Origin of the sequence: Vibrio sp. 10N.286.49.C3, assembly GCF_041469545.1 — a bacterium.
Taxonomy (GTDB): Bacteria; Pseudomonadota; Gammaproteobacteria; order Enterobacterales; family Vibrionaceae; genus Vibrio; species Vibrio tasmaniensis_A.
Window position 1 is genome coordinate 21,807 of sequence record NZ_JBFRKT010000001.1, and the last position, 18,459, is coordinate 40,265.

The 18,459-nt window shown below is 43.2% G+C and carries 16 protein-coding genes; 8 read left to right on the forward strand and 8 right to left on the reverse strand.

The window, feature by feature from the left end:
* Position 1: 1 nt before the first annotated feature.
* From AB4180_RS00090 to AB4180_RS00105, 4 genes are read left to right on the forward strand one after another with little or no spacing between them, the layout of a single operon-like run.
* On the forward strand, positions 2–1,228 hold the full coding sequence (locus AB4180_RS00090) for an efflux RND transporter periplasmic adaptor subunit (RefSeq protein ID WP_102250009.1): 1,227 nt from the start codon (positions 2–4) through the stop codon (positions 1,226–1,228).
* On the forward strand, positions 1,218–4,373 hold the full coding sequence (locus tag AB4180_RS00095; protein WP_102250008.1) for an efflux RND transporter permease subunit: 3,156 nt from the start codon (positions 1,218–1,220) through the stop codon (positions 4,371–4,373). The genes AB4180_RS00090 and AB4180_RS00095 overlap by 11 nt, the downstream gene beginning before the upstream one ends.
* Complete coding sequence (locus AB4180_RS00100; protein WP_102250007.1) at positions 4,363–5,043, forward strand: response regulator transcription factor; 681 nt, start codon at positions 4,363–4,365, stop codon at positions 5,041–5,043. Before AB4180_RS00095 ends, AB4180_RS00100 begins: the two co-directional genes overlap by 11 nt.
* Positions 5,044–5,045: 2 nt before the next feature.
* Entirely contained in the window at positions 5,046–6,353 is a 1,308-nt protein-coding gene (locus tag AB4180_RS00105) for a HAMP domain-containing sensor histidine kinase (protein ID WP_017101829.1), read from the forward strand.
* 181 nt (positions 6,354–6,534) lie between these two features.
* Here the strand turns inward: AB4180_RS00105 and AB4180_RS00110 are convergent, their stop codons facing one another.
* The 6 genes from AB4180_RS00110 to AB4180_RS00135 all read right to left on the reverse strand — a co-directional run bounded on the left by AB4180_RS00110 (position 6,535) and on the right by AB4180_RS00135 (position 13,311).
* The gene (locus AB4180_RS00110) at positions 6,535–7,497 is read right to left on the reverse strand and encodes a DUF2860 domain-containing protein (RefSeq protein WP_009845464.1); all 963 of its coding nucleotides are present in this window, start codon (positions 7,495–7,497) and stop codon (positions 6,535–6,537) included.
* Positions 7,498–7,756: 259 nt separating this feature from the next.
* The gene (phaC, locus tag AB4180_RS00115; RefSeq protein ID WP_102250006.1) at positions 7,757–9,568 is read right to left on the reverse strand and encodes a class I poly(R)-hydroxyalkanoic acid synthase; all 1,812 of its coding nucleotides are present in this window, start codon (positions 9,566–9,568) and stop codon (positions 7,757–7,759) included.
* Positions 9,569–9,641: 73 nt separating this feature from the next.
* A complete protein-coding gene (locus AB4180_RS00120; protein WP_012600514.1) occupies positions 9,642–9,989 on the reverse strand; it encodes a phasin family protein in 348 nt (115 codons plus the stop codon).
* A 132-nt stretch (positions 9,990–10,121) separates the two neighbouring features.
* Positions 10,122–11,333, reverse strand: coding sequence for an acetyl-CoA C-acetyltransferase (locus tag AB4180_RS00125; protein WP_102250005.1), 1,212 nt, complete (start codon positions 11,331–11,333; stop codon positions 10,122–10,124).
* 26 nt (positions 11,334–11,359) lie between these two features.
* Positions 11,360–12,100, reverse strand: a complete 741-nt coding sequence (locus tag AB4180_RS00130) for an SDR family oxidoreductase (protein ID WP_102250004.1) — start codon at positions 12,098–12,100, stop codon at positions 11,360–11,362.
* A 530-nt stretch (positions 12,101–12,630) separates the two neighbouring features.
* Positions 12,631–13,311 carry an SH3 domain-containing protein gene (locus AB4180_RS00135; protein WP_102250003.1) on the reverse strand — a complete coding sequence of 227 codons (681 nt, stop codon included), beginning with the start codon at positions 13,309–13,311 and terminating at the stop codon, positions 12,631–12,633.
* Between the two features lie 96 nt (positions 13,312–13,407).
* Between AB4180_RS00135 and AB4180_RS00140 the strand changes: the two genes are divergently transcribed.
* Positions 13,408–13,983, forward strand: a complete 576-nt coding sequence (locus AB4180_RS00140; protein ID WP_017097491.1) for a hypothetical protein — start codon at positions 13,408–13,410, stop codon at positions 13,981–13,983.
* A 260-nt stretch (positions 13,984–14,243) separates the two neighbouring features.
* Positions 14,244–14,486 (forward strand): hypothetical protein, encoded by a 243-nt coding sequence (locus tag AB4180_RS00145; RefSeq protein WP_009845471.1) that lies wholly within the window; start codon positions 14,244–14,246, stop codon positions 14,484–14,486.
* A 253-nt stretch (positions 14,487–14,739) separates the two neighbouring features.
* Here AB4180_RS00145 and AB4180_RS00150 read toward each other — a convergent pair whose 3' ends face one another.
* Positions 14,740–15,198 (reverse strand): Lrp/AsnC family transcriptional regulator, encoded by a 459-nt coding sequence (locus tag AB4180_RS00150; RefSeq protein WP_102250017.1) that lies wholly within the window; start codon positions 15,196–15,198, stop codon positions 14,740–14,742.
* Between the two features lie 149 nt (positions 15,199–15,347).
* On the opposite strand from AB4180_RS00150, the gene AB4180_RS00155 reads away from it, so the two are divergent.
* Both AB4180_RS00155 and AB4180_RS00160 read left to right on the forward strand, forming a co-directional pair.
* Positions 15,348–16,277 carry a DMT family transporter gene (locus AB4180_RS00155; protein WP_102250002.1) on the forward strand — a complete coding sequence of 310 codons (930 nt, stop codon included), beginning with the start codon at positions 15,348–15,350 and terminating at the stop codon, positions 16,275–16,277.
* 151 nt (positions 16,278–16,428) lie between these two features.
* Positions 16,429–16,920 (forward strand): exoribonuclease R, encoded by a 492-nt coding sequence (locus AB4180_RS00160; RefSeq protein ID WP_102250001.1) that lies wholly within the window; start codon positions 16,429–16,431, stop codon positions 16,918–16,920.
* Between the two features lie 160 nt (positions 16,921–17,080).
* Here AB4180_RS00160 and AB4180_RS00165 read toward each other — a convergent pair whose 3' ends face one another.
* Entirely contained in the window at positions 17,081–18,454 is a 1,374-nt protein-coding gene (locus AB4180_RS00165; RefSeq protein ID WP_102250000.1) for a HAMP domain-containing sensor histidine kinase, read from the reverse strand.
* Between the last annotated feature and the right edge of the window lie 5 nt (positions 18,455–18,459).

An 18,459-nucleotide genomic window follows, 5' to 3' on the forward strand; every position in this document is an offset into this window, starting at 1 on the left:
AATGAAACAGATACTTGTTACGGCTTTGGGCTTGCTCAGTATCATTGCCACCGCGATGTACATCATGAAGTCAATCCCCGAAGAAACAACGTTAGCGCTGGAAGCTCAGCCTCACCAATATATCAAAGTCACCACAGTCGACATTGCTGCCGGGCAACACCGCTCTACCATTGAAGGTTACGGTCAGGTAATTCCAGAAGAAACTTTAACGCTCACGAGCCAGGTTTCAGGAGTGATTCTTTCGAAAGCAAAAAAATTTCAACTAGGTGAACAAATCTCTAAAGGTGATCTGCTATTTCACATTGACGATTCCAGTTACCAAGTACTTCTGGCTAACGCAGAAAAGGAGCTAGCTAACGCACAACTTTCATTTTTCCAAGAACAACGCAAACATCAACGTGCTAAAAAAGAGTGGAAAACTTCAGGTATAGAAGAGGCACCGAGCCCCCTCGCTTTGCGAGAGCCTCAGTTTAAAGCAGCAAAGGCACGATTAAACGCCGCACAACAAGCAGTTGAAGATGCTAAGCAACAACTAAATAACACGAGTATCCATGCTCCTTTTGATGCCATTGTCAGCCAAAGCAACGTCACCACAGGCAGTGTTGTTGCATCCGGAACCTCGTTGGGACAGATCAAATCCATAGAAACGGCTGAAGTACATCTTCAGCTCACAGAACGCGACTGGCAACAGCTCCCCTCCGATTTGAGTGCACTGTCGGTGACAATTCAGTCAGCATCAAATTCAGATTCAGGGCAACAATGGGCAGCACGGGCGAGTCACCTTTCACTGCTCGTGGAACAATCAACACGTATGCGTAACCTCATATTAAAAATAGACTCCCCTCTTCAACAGCCAGATCCTTTGCTGATCGGGAGCTTTGTTAGAGTTGTCATTCAAGGTAAGAGCCACTCAGATAGTTTTGTAGTTTCATCCTCTTCCATTACTGCAGACGGCAATATTTGGTACGTCAAAGAAGGTCAACTTCATCGTCACAAGACTCAATCACTGTTTCAAGATATCGATGCGATTGGTTTTGAACAGGGCAACCTAAATCAACACATCACTTTGGTTGTAAAGCCGTTATCCAGCTACGTGGAGGGAATGCAAGTATTAGCACTTTCGGATAGCCCTCAGCCAGACGACACGGACAAACTCGCATTAAATCGTAGCCTCCCGACTCCTGCCTCTGGGAACAAATCATTTAAAGAGGTGAATGATGGACAATAACCTAAAAACTCATGGTGTTATCGCATGGTTTGTTCACAACCCAGTTGCCGCAAATCTTTTAATGGTTTTGATCATAGTCGCGGGTGGTTTTTCGGTTATCCAATCACGGGTAGAAAGCTTCCCCTCACTCCCCCCTACCAATATTACGGTAAGCGTCGAATATCAAAGTGGCTCAGCTCGCTCTGCTGAAGAAAGCATTGCGATAAAAATAGAAGATTCATTGTTAGGTGTAGAAGGCATCAAACAGATACACAGCAGTTCAAGTAGTGACGGTGCCACGGTAACCATCACTAAGTCGAGTGGCTATTCACTCGACAAACTGCAACAAGATGTAAAAAGTGCGGTTGATGCTATTGGCGATTTACCTAGTGAAGCAAAAAAACCAGTGATCACGCGTCAAGCCGACCTTGAAGAGGTAGTTCCAATTAACCTGTTTGGTGACGTGCCTATCGGTGCATTACAACGTTATTTAGACGAGTTACGACACAAGCTCCTAGACTCTCCTTTGATACAAAAGGTTGATTACATTGGCCGAAAATCTCAGCAGGTCTCGATTGAAATTGACGAGGCCAAATTGCAAGCTTTCAGTCTCACGATGGAGCAAATTGTCAGCCAAATTAGAGCAGAATCATTAACCCAAACGGCCGGCCAGCTCAAAGGTTCTCAAGGGACGTTAGTTCTTAAAGCGGACCAGCAACACCGAAGCGCGAAAGAGTTCGCTTCGCTGCCCATTAAACGCACAGCAACAGGGCAAACCATACTCTTGTCCGACATTGCACATATTGAATTAGGATTTGACGACGACGGCAGCATTACTCGTTATAACGGCCATCCATCAGTAGGATTAAAGGTGAAAATGTATGGTCAATCAAACATCAACCAGCTAGCCCAAGAGACCAAATCCATCGTTGATGCTTACCAATTGACTCTGCCGAACGGTATCCACCTGACCCAATGGAATGATCAAAGTGAGCCGATTAAAAACCGTTTATCTTTGCTACTGAAGAACAGTGCTCAAGGTATCGCTCTCGTTGTTATTTTACTGGCTCTGCTCTTAAACATACGTGTCGCTTTCTGGGTTGCCGTTGGCCTACCTGTTACGTTTGCCGGTGCAATGGTCCTTATGGGAGATTCTTTCTTTGGACTCACCCTTAATGAATTAACCACCTTTGGCTTCATCATGGCCCTCGGAATTGTTGTTGATGATGCCGTCGTCATTGGTGAAAGTATTTACGAACAAAGAGAGAAACACGGAGCTTCCGTTGAGTCGACCATCGCTGGCGCGCAAAAAGTTGCAACACCAACCACATTTGGTGTGTTGACGACCATCGTCGCTTTTATGTCTCTCAGCTTAATCGAAGGGGAACTCGGTAAAATCTTTGCGCAATTTGCCATGGCTGCAACTTTCTGTCTGATTTTCTCACTCATTGAGTCCAAATTAATTCTCCCAGCTCACCTTGCCCGAGTCAAAATGGAACCGACTTCAGCATGGGGTATTCCTGCCGTATGGCACTATATTCAACAACGTGTTCTACGTGGTTTCAAGTACATCACTTGGCATCTCTACAAACCCTGTTTACAACTGGCTATACGCTACCGTTATGCTGTAATTTTTGGCTTTTTTTCCCTGTGTATTCTAGTTGGCGGTTCGCTAATAACTGGCAAACTTAAGTCGGTATTTTTCCCAGAGATTTCTACTAACTTCATCACGATCGAGCTCGCATTCGAAGATGATACTGGCTACGGATTAGTACAACGTGAAACACTTAAAGTTGAACAAATGGCGGCATCATTGAATGATTCGTTGGTTAAGCAATATGCGCTGTCTGTACCACCAATCCAAAGTGTATTGGTAGAAACCACCAATAACAGTTCGCAAATCATTGTTGGCCTTTCGAGCAACACTCAACGCCCAATCAGCGCGGGTGCAATCGCTAAAGAATGGCAATCCATGGTCCCAACACTTGAAGGCATAGACAGCGCCAATTTCTTAGCCGATATGATCAGCGATAAAGCAATATGCATAGAATTAAGAAGTCAAAATGAAGCAACGATCAGCAACGCAACTCGCGAACTGACTGATCATCTCAATAATGTACAAGGTGTGCATGGAATAAAAAGTAGCCTCGCGAATACACAAGCCCAAGTTGATATTAAAGTTAACGATATGGGGTTAACGATGGGGCTTACTACATCGAATCTCTTACAGCAACTCAACATGGCCTATCAAGGTTATGAAGTGCAGCAATTTCAAGAAGATTCGCATGAAATAAAGGTCAAAATTCAGTACCCTCAGGCGAAAAGACAAACACTGGATAATCTCAAATACGCACAAATTCGCTTGAGCAATGGTAAGTTAGTACCACTCAATGCGGTAGCCAATATATCGACTCGATATGTGTCCAAAAATATTGAACGAATGAATCGTAACAGAGTCAACGTGATAACAGCTGATGTTGATAAAACGATCGCTTCTCCAGAAGAGATCATTGATAAGCTAGATAGCGACCTGTTTAAAAGATTACAGAATAAGTATCGTGACCTAAACATTGTCCTTTCTGGACAGCAACAAGAGCAGGAACAAATATCAAATTCACTGTATAGCGTGTTTGCTATCGCTCTTATCGGCATCTACGCATTGCTTGCAATACCACTCAATTCATATTTCCAGCCACTGCTGATCATGTGCACAATTCCATTTGGTATTGTGGGCGCCTTGATGGGACACTTAATCCAAGGGATACCCATCAGTATACTTTCTCTGTTTGGAATGCTTGCATTAACCGGGGTCGTCGTGAATGATAGCCTCTTACTGATCTCACGCTTTAATACCAAGATAATGAGTGGTGATACCGTGTACGAGGCGTTAATTGAATCAGGAACAGGACGCTTAAGGGCTATTGTGCTGACTTCTGCAACCACGTATTTTGGCTTAGTGCCCTTACTGTCAGAGACCTCTCCTCAAGCTCAGTTTTTAATACCAGCAGCTACGTCAATGGGGTATGGAATCTTATTCGCAACGGTAATAACACTTCTTTTGGTACCCGTATTGCTAATGGTTCAACAAGATATCAAGCGGCTGTGTCACAACATAATTACCCAAAGATCCGCTTCTTTAACTGGGGTTAAGAAAAATGAAATCTAACTTATCTATCAACGTGTTATTAGTTGAAGATGACAAGGAGCTCGCCGCTTCTGTTGCAGAGTTTCTCGAATTTGAAAACATCAAATGCGATCATTCTTACAATGGGTTAAGCGGTTTTACACTCGCAAAACAAAACTACTATGACGTTATTCTTCTTGACCTAATGTTACCCAAAATAGATGGTTTTACTGTCTGTGAAAGACTTCGAGACGACGGTGACGATACGCCTATTTTGATGCTGACGGCAAAAGATACGCTGCAAGACAAAGAAGTTGGCTTCAATGCAGGCACCGATGACTACTTAATCAAGCCATTTGCAATGAAAGAGCTCGCCTTACGTATCAAGGCGCTCTCTAAGCGAAGAAGTAGCCAACAAAAAAGGTTAGTACAAGGTGACTTAGTCTATGACCTAGAAAGCCAGCAAGTATCAAGATCAGGACAAGTCTTGGACTTAAATCGACTCAACCTAATGCTTTTAGAACTCCTCATGCGCCGAAGTCCACAAGTGGTTACTCGTAGAGAAATAGAGGAGTGTTTATGGCCAAATGACGCACCAGAAAGTAACAACATAAAAGTACAGGTTTATCAACTGAGACAAAAAATCGATAAGCCTTTTGAATCTAAGTTGATTGAAACCGTCGTTGGCCAAGGTCTGAGGATCAAAGGGTAACCATGAGCATGAAAAAGAGCTTCCCAATACGGGGTCACCTTACTACCTTTTTCTTGGGCTTGTCACTTCTGACAGCCTTACTATTCGGAGAACTTTTAATCCGTCACTTTGAATATGGAATAGAAGATTCAGTAAAAATGCGACTCGCCAGTGAATGGTTGAGCTTTAACGAAGTACGCCTTATAAATCCAGAAGCCAAACTACCTAAATCTTACGTAGTGTCATTTTATTATGACCAATTGCCTAACATAAAGGTCGATGGTAAAGACGTACTTCGGGATGTGACATTTGTTAATGATGAGTTCACTGTCGTCTTCGTTGATGAAACGGTTACCAACGACATCAAGAAAGAGGCTGTCTTTGGTGTCTACCGTTTTGCTCTCGAAGACGGACGATTGGTATTCGGAGTCGCTCGGTACGACTACCGCCTAATTGGCGACACAATAGATGTGTGGTTCGATCATCGCTTCAACCTTATTATCTATATTGCTCTTGGCTATATATTTTTTATTGTATTAGCGCTTTGGCTCTACAGTTACCGAGTAGGAAAAAAAACCGAACAACTCGTCGAATGGTCAGAAAGCGCGTCCAACGACCTATTGGCGAACCCCGCTCCCAACTTTAAATTCAGTGAATACAATCGAGTTGCGCTTTATCTAGAAAAGGCACTCAGTAAGAATGCGCATTTGGTAGAAAGAGAACAACGTTTTCTATCTCATGCTAGTCACGAATTGAGAACGCCTATTGCAATCATACGAGCAAATATGGAGATCTTAGAGCGCATCTCCCTGCCCTCAGATTTACAGCGCCCGATCAATCGTATCGACCGCGCGAGCAGCAACATGCAGCAAATTACCGAAACCATGCTCTGGCTAGTCCGAAAGAGTGAAACGCCACCGAATCAGAGCTTAGTTTCGGTCGTCGCTTTATTAGATAATTTGATAGAAGAGTTGGAGTATTTAATTCAAGGTGAAGAGATCGACATCATCCGCAATTACCTTCATGCCCCAACAGTGGAACTTCCAGAGACTCCAATCAAAATTGTCGTTGGTAACCTCATTCGTAACGCTTTCCAATACACACATAGCGGCACTATCCATATCTATTTCGAAGAAAACAGCATAGTCATCAAGAATATAAACACACAGGAACTTGATCTGCCATTTCAAGATAGCTTTGGCCTTGGGCAGGATTTAACCGAGAAAATATGTAAGAAGCTAGGATGGCATCTTGAAGCAGAGGAAATAGAGGGAGGCTTGTTGGCTCGGCTTCATTTGCCGGTCGAAGAAAAATCAAATACCAATGCTTAACTTCGTTTAAGTTGAATGACCAAGCTTCATGGCGATCCGACCGGACATTTTTGGTCGCCATTGACTGAATTTAAGCTTCATCACTCATATTCAGTTGCAGCCTCTAGCCGAAAAAGTAAACAGTAAAAAGGGCTAACAAATATGCTAGCCCTCAACTCATCGTGATTAAGTAGTCAATTACTTAAAAGTGATAGCTAACACCAACACTCATCAAATATCCGCTGGTATCATAGAATGCGATATTGGAATTGTTACTAGAATAACCCGCTAATGCGTTGAATCCCCAGTCTTCCCAACCCATAACGTCCATATATTCATAGCCAAGCGTTGCGCTATATCCATTGTCTTCACGTGTTTTCTTGAATACTGGATTGGATGCATCATATGAGCGGTGACTGTAATCTGCATTGACCGAGAATGCATGATCATCCACCATCATTATGTAGGTCAACGAGCCAGAGTAATCAGAGAAAGAAACTGCTTTACCGTCTGCAAGATGTTTTTGATAAGACAACGATGGTTCGATAAAAGAGCTCTCACTAACAGGCATCTCCATAGATAGGCTTGCATAATAGCCTTTAGCGTCACGTTGGAGTACACCTGTTGGCACTCCTAGATGAACGCCCGATTTGTCATTTTTAATGTCTTGCTTGTAGACAGCGAAATCACCCGATAAACCAATATCTAATAAGTTGTCGAGTTGTACACGAAAGGTATCACCAGAGATGTCGGTTTTAGTCCTCGCAGTATTGGCTATAAACGGGTCTTCCCATACTTCACCATTTGCGATTGTTGGAAGGTAAGAGAAAGATACAACCGATTCGTTGCCATATTCCAGTGCGTAGCCAAATTCAAAAGCAAAAACACCTTCAATGATATCGCCACGCGAGGTCCCCATAAAGACCTGCTGGTCGCTATCTGAACCAAATGTGTAGCGCAACTGTCCTAATGGTACAACAAGCGCACTCGAATCCGATTCTCCCTTGCTGTTCAAGCTGCCTTTTTTTACAGCCTCTGAGTCATCGGTTTCACTACCAAAGCCGACCAATACTCCAACTTCGCCTCCCCAGCCTGGTTCATCAAGTTCAGCCAATACATTTGCACTAAACAAAACCCCTAGAGTCATTAACATGCGGTAATTCATCGCTACTTCTCCTTATGAAAGTAGCGAATAGTTTGCCAACTCGAAGGTAAATTTAGGGTGAATAGAGATATTTCATAGTGGGAGCATACTGACGGCATATGCAACAACTCTAGACGGCCGTTTTTTTTACGACGATTTGTATTGTTACACCTCAAGTGGTATTCGGCGTTTGGGTATTGAGGCCCTTGATAAGTGCACCTCTGATATAAGTGGCTAATACCCTAGTAGAAATAGGTATCAACCACTCACGTTAAACAAGCTAAGCGTCGCTTTTCGGAGCCTGTACATCAACGACTTCTTTATCGACGATAGGAAGTACCTGTTTTACATAGTTACCCGGAGCCTTGCCAATCACAGGGTGTAGCTCGGAACCTTGATTGAAAGGTTCGATTTTCTCGTCAGCTTCAAAGCCTTGTAACCATTGATCCCAATGTGTCCACCATGAGCCTTCGTTGTGACTTGCGTTGTTTAGCCATTCGTCAGCAGAGTCGTCTAGGTTGTCGTTCAACCAGTAGCCGTATTTCTTTTTCTCTGGATGGTTAACAATGCCTGCGATATGACCAGACTCGCCCAGAACAAACGTCTTGTTGCCACCAGTGTTCAATGCACCACGGTAAGTCCCCTGCCACAACGCGATATGGTCTTCTTTGGTCGAGATGAAGTAGCTTGGTATCTTAATTTTATTCAAATCAATCCATACGCCGCCCACTTTCACGCCTTTGTCTTGAACCAGTTTGTTTTCAAGATAAAGCTCTCGCAGCAAGAAGTTATGGCATTTAGCCGCCACGTTAGTGCTATCACTGTTCCAGTACAGAAGATCAAACTCCATCGGGCTACTGCCTTTGAGGTAGTTATCAATATAGTAGTTCCAGTATAAGCTGTTCTCTCGAAGCAAACTGAACGTCACGCTCAACGAACGACCATCCATATAGCCCTTGCCATCGTTCTGCTTCTCAATAGCATTGATGATTGTCTCATTGATATACGCGCCCACCTCACCCGGCTGCGAGAAATCCAACAAGGTGGTAAAAAAGGTCGCTGTTTTGATGCGCTTTTTCATGCGCTTCGCAGCGTAGTAAGCCACCGTAGACGCGAGTACCGTGCCGCCAATACAATAACCTGCCGCATTGATTTGTTCTTTGCCTGTGATGTTTTCAATCGCAGCAACGGCTTTAACCACGCCTTCCGTGACATAGTCACCAAACTCAGTGTCCCTCTGCGCTTCACCTGGGTTGCGCCAAGACATCATGAATACACTATGTCCTTGCTCAAGTAACCAGCGTACCATCGAGTTCTTCTCACGAAGGTCAAGAATGTAGTACTTGTTGATAAATGGCGGGACGACCAGCAAAGGCGTCGCATTGACCTGCGGTGTCTTTGGTTGGTACTGAATCAGTTCAAACAACTCGTTTTGAAAGACAACATCACCTTCGGTGTTCGCAACATCCACACCTAATCGAAAAGCGTTGTTGTTGGTCATGCGGATCTTGAGTATATCGGCGCTTGCTTCAACGTCTGCTTGTAACTGCTCTAACCCATCAAGCAGGTTTTCACCATTTCGCTCAAGCGTCAGTTTCATCAACTCTGGGTTAGTCGCAATGAAATTGCTAGGAGAGAGAGCATTGATTGCCTGACGTGAAAAGAACGCCACACGCTCTTTGGTTTTCTCGTCAATGCCTTCGATAGAATTGATGGTGTCGATGTAGCTTTTACTGAATAACAAATAGGATTGCTTGATGAAGCTATAGAAAGGGTCGTTCTTCCATGCATCATCGATAAAGCGCTTATCACTGCGATCTTCTGAGATGACACTTTCAGTGTTGCCCATCAGTGCTGCGTTTTGCCAGATTTGCAGTTGCTGTTCCCACCATTGAGATTGCAGCTGAAGCAGGACGGCGGGTTGGTTGGCGGCTTGCTCGAAGATTTTTGATGCATCATCAAAATTCAATTCTTGCATCGCTTGATTTAGGGGAGATTGCGCGGCTTCCTTGTTTTGTTCAAAGTTATCCCACCATTGCTGGTTTGTTTGTTGAAGTTTAACAAGGTAGTCCGAAAAGAAGTGTTGAAACATAACATGACTCCAATAATCGGAAAATCGCCACCGAATGTCACAGTAAAACTGCCTCATTCGATGGCGATTAAATTTATGCAGGTGTGACTGTTTTCAAGTTTTCAGTTGTTAGTGTTTCAACATCGTCTTTGAATTCTTTGGCAGCCGCTTGCAATTTTGTACTGTCACTCATCATTTGCTGAGACAGTTGAGTTAATGCCGTGAGTTGTTGACTATTGAAAGCGGTCAGGCTGTTTACATCTTTGATTTCGCTTACTGCCTTCATTTGAGAAAGACCCATATCCGTATAAGTCTGCATCGCATTCATTTGCAGTTCTGTCATCGTTTGAATGTTCTTAGCAACCAACTTATTGAACTTTAAGTACGGTTCAAATTGCTTTTCTGTTTGGTCAGTAATTGTTTTGAAAATATCCGTGTACATAAGTAACTCCTGATGAATACATAGTTTAATAAATTTGTATAATCATCGTTTCAGCCAACATTCATCTATGAGCTCGCGATGCTTTGAAAAGCTGATCCGATGTTTTTAAGCTTGCTACCGATACCTTAGGCTCTAACCTGCAATACCTTTTAGCAAAACAGCGGTTCCCATTCCTCCACCCACACAGAGCGAAGCAACGCCATAAGTCGTTTTCTGTTCAAGCATTTCATGGATGAGTGAAACAATAATTCGATTGCCAGACGCACCTAGAGGGTGACCAAGCGCGATTGCACCACCATTCACATTGACCTTTGGCTTGAATGCATCAAGCGGTAAATCATGCTGCTCTGACAATTGGTACATTACGCCAAGGGCTTGTGCTGCAAACGCTTCATTCAATTCAAACAAATCGATTTCTTCGAGGGTGAGATTCGCTTTATCAAGCGCTTTAGAAACCGCTTCTACAGGTCCTAACCCCATGATCTTTGGGTCCAAACCTGACTGTGCGTAACTGGTCAGTTCCACTAAAGGTGTCAGGCCATATTTCGCTACCGCCGATTCAGACGCTAAGATAATGGCACTTGCGCCATCATTGATGCCCGAAGCGTTACCTGCCGTAACCGAACCTTCACGGTCAAAGGCTGGGCGAAGCTTTTGCAGAGCTTCGAATGTCGCGTCTGACTTCGGATACTCATCGGTATCAAAAATGACGGTTTGTCTGCGCTGTTTAACTTCTACAGGCACGATTTGCTCGTTAAACTTACCCGCTTCAATCGCTGCGACGGCTTTCTGTTGGCTTTCTAGGGCATAGTTATCTTGAGCTAGGCGCGAAATATTTAACGTGTTGGCGATATTTTCAGCCGTCATGCCCATGTGGTAGTGATTAAACGCATCGGTTAAGCCATCACCAACCAATAAGTCTTTCATTGAGATATCACCCATTTTGTGACCATTACGAACACTCGCGGGCACCACAAACGGAATTTGGGACATCACTTCAACGCCAGCAGCAATAACCACTTCAGCATCTTGTGCTTTGATGTGCGCCGCTGCGTCCATCACCGACTTCATGCCGCTGCCGCAAATCATGTTCACACCGTATGCTGGTGTTTCTTCAGGAAGCCCTGCATAGATGGAAGCCTGACGAGCAACCCCCATGCCTTGACCTGCCGAAATCACATTACCAACGATCACTTCATCAATCGCATCCAACGAAAGATCTACGGACTCCAACGCGCCTTTGATCGCAACGCCAGCCAACTCGCCCGCAGATACGTTTTTTAGTGACCCGGTGAATGCACCAATAGGCGTGCGCTTAGCCGCAACAATAAATACTTTTTCCATTATTCCATTCCCTTCAGTTTCGCCAATTAGTGCATGTACAAGCCGCCATTCACAGACAGTGTTTCGCCTGTAATGTACGCGCCAGATTCACTAGCTAAAAAGCCCACTGCGTCTGCAATTTCTACAGGCGTCGCTAGACGTTTCATTGGGATTTGGTTTTTAATCGAATCAAGGACTTCAGGCTTCATTTGCTCAACCATAGGTGTGCCTGTGTAGCCAGGGGCAACCACGTTTACCGTCACTCCGCTTCTAGCCCCCTCTGCTGCCAAGGCTTTTGAAAAACCAATCATTCCATCCTTTGCTGCGGAATAATTGGTCTGTCCAAACTGACCTTTAAGACCGTTCACTGAAGAAATGTTGATGACTCGGCAGTTACCCTTTTCACACATAGGAGCGAACAGAGGTTGAGTCACGTTGAAAAGGCTGTTTAAGTTTGTTTCAATCACCTCTTTCCACGCTTCGGCACCCATCTTTTTAAAGACGCTATCACGTGTAATACCGGCGTTATTGACCAGCACATCCACCGTGCCTTCTTCTTCTAACAACTTGCTTAAGCTCAGCGCACATTCCGCAGTATTGGTAACATCTAATTCAAACAATCTCACTTGATCTTCAGTGAATTGTTTTTCGTTAAACCAATCCAGTGCACATTGGTAATTTCCAGTGAAATAAGTCGCGATAACACGATAACCGTCTGCAACTAATTTAGAGGAAATTGCTGAGCCGATACCGCCTTTTGACCCTGTAATTAAAGCAAGCTTTTTCATTAATGGTTCCATCCCTTACAAGCAATTAAATAACAATGATGTTAATAAAATAATGTCTTAGTCGATAATTAAATTTTACGTTTTGCTTTAATTAAACCCTACAGCTCAAAATCAAAAATTATTATTACAAGTATAAAATATTTTCGTATTATGATTAAAAACTAGACTTCCGTCCCAAAATCAATGAAATGTTACATGGATGTAAAGCGATATAATACTTTGATTTTAATAAGGTTTATTTAATTTTACTTTTATCACCAAGCAGATAAGTCTTTGTTAATACGAGACAAACCTATATCTCTCAGCTTGTTTCAAGAAGAATGCAATGTGGGGATCTGAAATGATTGATCATGAGAATAATAACGAAACTCTAATTAGCCATTAATAAATGGTTCCTTATCATTCTATATAAACCTCAATATAATTAGCGTTCTGAATTGGAAAGCTGAACATTATTAATAGACAAAAAAAGCCCACTCAATCTATGAGTGGGCTTAAGTAAACATTATTAACAAATAGATCGTGGGATTCTACTTCGTAAATATTTCATTTGTATTTACATCTAAATAAATTTTATTTTCAAGAGACAGTCCGCCGCAATAAATAAAATAGACATCTCGGTCACTGTACTTCACCGATTTCACCCAACCACCTAACTCCTCGAAATCACTTGGGTCACATTCGCCATCCGAGATCAGCTCTGCAACCGTATTGCGGAACGTCTCTTGATGGAGCTTCAGATCATCGGATTTAGATAAGTATGAATCTAGTATCTCTCTGTTTTCTTGCTCAGAGATAATCACTTCATCACTAGATAGCCCAGACATTGAAATCCATTCCGCCGTCTGTGGTCCGCCTTCCTTTAAAACAATATAGTCAGAGATACGAGCCCATTCGCCTTGCTTCTCTAGTAGTTCGACCTTTTCACCCTTATAAAGATAGTCGGTTATCAAACCATCAATTTCAGGCTGCTCGACTACTTTAAGTTTTCTATCTAAAACGTAGAACTCAGTCTGTTCTGGCTCAGGCTGAGGAGTAGTGAGGGATGTAAGGTCAGATTCAGACTGCGCCGCGACTTCAACAGCCGGCGCTTCCTCTTTCTCTGGCGGAGTGGGGTCTTTTTTCATGACGAAGAAATAGTATGCAGCCCCTCCTCCGCCCAATATTAATAACACAAGTAAAGCGATCAGCGCTTTTTTCATCAAATCCACCAGCTCTTCCGTTTTAGGTATGTTTCAAGTGTACATCAACTCATGTTGCTGCTCATCTATACTCTTAATAGAGAGCGAGTTAAGTAGAGGTAAATCATGAATTTTTTGGTGAAGGTTGTCATTATAAGTGTACCTCTGAGTGCCGATATCGCGTTAGCAGACCATTGTGACCGTGAAAACTGGCAAACACTGTTAGATCGCCAGTTATCATTTGAAGAACGCTATAATCAATACACCAAAGAATTTAACCAAGTTCTCTCGACCTATGAATCACAAACGTTGCTATCTAAACATTTCAACGAAAAGCAGATCATTGGGCTTTGGGCAAAGTACGAACAAAGATTTAATGTGCAGCTCAATAGTCATATGCATACCGCTTATGATGTCTCTGAGGTTCTATTAAAACAAGCGTATATTGTGTCTACAGAACTAGATGGAGCGGAGTCTCTAACGCATTCGTGGCAAACCATAGCTAAACACTGCGCTAAAGCAAGACTACCGCGTCAAACAGAAAGTGCACAGGTACATGTACAAAGCTCACAATCACTCTCGCAAGATCTTCATACACTCAGTAAAAAATTTCGTCAGCTCTCTTCAAAATACCGTAAAGAAGCGACGATGATTGACGAAGCTCGCCACACAAACCAACCGATAAACGATGTACAAAACTAAAATGATTACTCACTTGCTTAACTTGATTATCCCAATAATCATAGTTCGAACAAACCAACACATTCAGAAATACAATCAATCAAAGCTTTATCAATAAGTTGTAAAACTAATGTGGTAACTATCAACAATGACGTTCAATTTCCGACCAATGCAAGCGACTATGTGAGATATTCATCACAAAATAGATTTACAAACGCCAGAAAATTGTTATCATGATTATTCATATAACTTAATAACAAGAAATATTTTGGCTAGGTAATATGCAAAAAACTATGGCTTTCAACTGCTTGAGTAACACGGAAGGGACTGCAGAGATAAGAGGTAAACTTTTATCTGTCGCTAAACACATGGAAGAGTTCGGTTCAGTAAGTGAGCTAGAGCTATGTAAGATATTTGGAGAGACGATTTGGAATGACGGTGTGGATTATCATTCACATGCTTTTTCATTCAGAATCAACGCTCAAACCGGGGATTGTTCAATCTCTAACTTTAAGTATCACTAAGTTTTGCACCTATCATATACGGAGTACCTTTCACGAGGTGCTCCGTTTTTTATTGTTGCGTATCCGCATTCGTCAGATAGCCGTTAATAGCGACCGTACTTCCTATTAGTCATAAAATCATTTCGTTTTCAGCTCATGTCATCGGGCAGCGTGTCACCTACCTACGGCTTAGTCGGTATAAACTGTTAGTTCGTATAGCCCGTTTGTTCGTATAAACCGTTAGCTCGCATAAACCGTTAGCTCGTATAAACCGTTAGCTCGTATAAACCGGAAGTGGCGCATTGCCTTTCACTTGCCTAATCGCAAGATGGGTATGTATGTCTTTTACGTTGGAGAGTCGCTGTAGCTTTCTGGTAAATGCTTCGTAAGCCATCAAGTTAGGGCTGACAACTTCTAACAAGTAATCATAAGCCCCAGACACAACGTGGCAGCTGATGACCTCTTCCATCTCGACAACCGCACTTTCAAATTTATCGATCGACACTTCTTGGTGGTTGTTCAAGCTCACCTCAACAAACACGCTCATTGCGATGCCGACCTGTTCCCGTGACAGGCTCACACGGTAACCATCAATAATCCCTTTTTCTTCCAGTCTTTTGATGCGCCTCGCGCACGGTGAAGCCGATAAGCCAACTTCATCAGCTAACTCAGCGGTGGTTAGCCTGCCGTCTTTCTGAAGCAACTCAAGAAGATGTCTATCAATCCTATCCATAGCAAATACCAATTGTTGGTTAAATTCGTTAACAATTGGCAAGATATTAGCAGAAATCATCAACTACAACTCAAGTTAGAACAAAACTTGCCAACCTATGGCACACCAAGTACCCCATAATTAATCATCATTCACTTTCCTTGTTTATTATGAAGCTTGGCTATTTATCTATTACTGTCACTCTGCTCATCTGGGCGAGCTTTTTTCTTTCTCTTAAAGGCGGCGCAAATTCAGATTTAACACCTGCAGACATCGCACTGACTCGATTCCTCATACCGGCATTGGCGCTATTACCTTTGGTGTGGAAAGCACGTAGCACGATCGCTGCTGTCCCGAATCGATACTTGGCCGGTATGTTTGTGGGGTGCGGGTTACCTTATTTACTCGTTGCAGGAACAGCCATGCAGTTCGTTCCGGTATCACACGGGAGTGCTTTAGTTCCGGGAACGCTTCCTCTATGTGTAACAGGGATCGCGGTACTCTTTTTTAAGCAGCCGCTTAGCCGACACCGTGTCGTTGGTTTAGGTCTGGTTTCGCTTGGGATATTGTTGTTTCTGGGAAGTAGCTTAAGCAGCTTCAACTTTGAATACACCAAAGGTCACGTGTTGTTTTTGTGCGGGAGCTTGATGTGGGCAACTTTTACCATCTCAGCACGTGTTGCCAACCTTAATGCGCTCGTGAGTGCAGGTTTTATCTCATTTTGTTCCACTTTGCTGTTGCTGGTCCTTATCCTTACAGGAACCCTCCCTAGCCATTTAATGGATACACCAATTGCTCAATGGCCAATTGCAGAGCTTGCCGTGCATTCTGCGGTGCAAGGCGTAGGTGCAGGCTTAATAGCAGCATTCACTTATCTATATGCTGTTAATACACTAGGAGCAGAACGCTCGGCCGCTTTTGGCAGTGCAACACCTGCTGTTGCAACCTTGTTGGCGATCCCACTGTTCAACGAAATTCCGGATACGATGACTTGGTTAGCGCTTGGTTCGATTTGCATCGGCAGCCTGGTCGCGAGCAACATTTTCATGAGGCATGACAAGTCTATGCGGTATCAACCCCCAAGCCATAGCAAAGCCTGATTCTGGGTTCAAACCTACCAGTCTAAGCCGTGATTTTAAGGCTAGTAGTACACAGATAAGCCTACAAATGTAGGCTTATCCAAAATCTACTTTTTCTAAGTCCGCTTCTCCATTAAACTGTCCGACCTTTTTGCTCATCCAAGAGAACACCATGCAACGCGATTACACTTTAACTTGCTTAAACAACATGCCTCGTGAAGAACTAGAAGAATTTAGTTTAAGAATGATTCATCGCCTTGTCCCTGAAGATGCAATGACGGAACTGTTTACGTTCGAACAGGAAGAAGTGACCAATGAAGAACGTATGCAATCAGCAAAATTTGATGCTATGTTGCGAATGACAGCAATCGCGCTAAGTGAAGTGAATCTTGCGTTTAGTGAGTCGGATAATTCACAACAAAACATCGAGCGCATGACTCGCCTATTACTTTGGCACTTCTATGCAATGTCGTTCAACCTTGAACAAGCGATCAGCCTTGAAACTCACTGTGACAAAGTCGAGAAGATTTTGTTGAAAGCACCGACAGAAGCATTTGGTTGGGTAAAAGAGCTCACAGAGTTGCTGCACTTCTATGCTGAACTAAATGAAGGCAATGAAGGCAATGAAGGCAATGAAGGCAACGAAGCCAAAAAAGACGCATAAATCCCCTTCAACTTAAAAACTTCTCAACTTCTTAACTTCTTAACTTAAAAGCGACTCAACGAGTTGTTCGTTACTCAAGGAACAACTCGACTATCCCCTAGAACAGCGGCAAGTAGAACGATATCGAAAGAAAATAGAACTAAATCGAAGGCAGTCAGGGCTATACCGAAGGCAAATAGAAACTTTGTTGAAATGAGTTTTCTGCTTTTGTTGTTTCTAAAACACTATGATGCAACATCAGTATCGACTGAGCGATTTTGGTGCCAATACCTAACGAACCATTAGGGGCCTCTAGTTCAACTTCATTATGGATAACGACCTTCACCCGTTTTGAATCCGATTCTAAACCTACATCTAACGACACCATTGTTCCGCTCGGGCTATGCCTTAACGCATTATCTAGCAGATTCAAGATCAGCCTCTCAAGTAAATCACTGTCACCCACAGCCTTGATTCCAATAGGTATATTGACGTTCAACTCCACATTCTTATGGCGATGCTGGCTTTGTATCGTTTCTAAGCATTCGTTCATCAACACATTAAAATCGATTGAAGCGTATTGATACGTGGGCACAGGGTTATCATTCTTGGCACTATCGAGTAGTGAATGGAGCTGTTCAGACAACTTGTTGCCATTGCGGTAAGCGACGTCAATCAACGGGTCTGACTTCGGATTTTGAATCTTCCACGTTTCTAGGTAACCAAGAACACTCGATAATGGCGTTTTCAAATCATGACTGAGCTGTAATAAGCTTTGTCTGCGGTGTGATGACTGATACTCAAGCTGCAAAAACTGTTGTTGGATGTGTTTCGCCATCAATTGATAAGAACGTGCGATGGGCACCAACTCTGGTGCTTGATGGACAAAGTTAGGTTCCAATCTAAAATCTTGCTCAGCTTGTTGCTGCAATTTATTGGTTACCGCCTCAATTGGGTTCAACAGACTGCGTTTCACTAGCAGATAAGCGCCAATCGCAAAGCCAAAAATAGAAACCAGCACAAGCCCTGCAAGTGCGATGTATGGTGTATCAACCTGAGAGTTGGTGATCACAGTATGGCGATTACTTCCTATCACCACATACAAATAACCCACCGTCGACCCTAGCTCTTCAATCGCCGCCACAGAAAATACTTTAGGAGAGCCTGGGTTGATCGGGTCTTCGCCCAAAATAGGATAAGGCTCGTCATTTAGGAACTGTTGAATGGGTGCTAGATCTATCTGATTGGCTAACACAGTGCCTTCTGGCGCAGCATTGGTGGTGATATTGCCCTGACTATCCAGAAAATAAATATCAAAATCAGGCCCTATCAGCATCAAGGTGTGGAATATAGATTTGAGTGCTTTGGGATTGTAGTCGGTACCAATCATCAGAGGATTATCATCGCGCATATGAACCGCGAGCTCTTTATGTAAGCTCTGCTTGGTTCTTTGTTCTATTGTCTCTTTTTGCCAATGATAAGTGTAAGCAATCACCACACTTACCAACAAAAACCACAAACTTGTGAACAGCACTAAACGCGATTTGAAACTCATGTTCT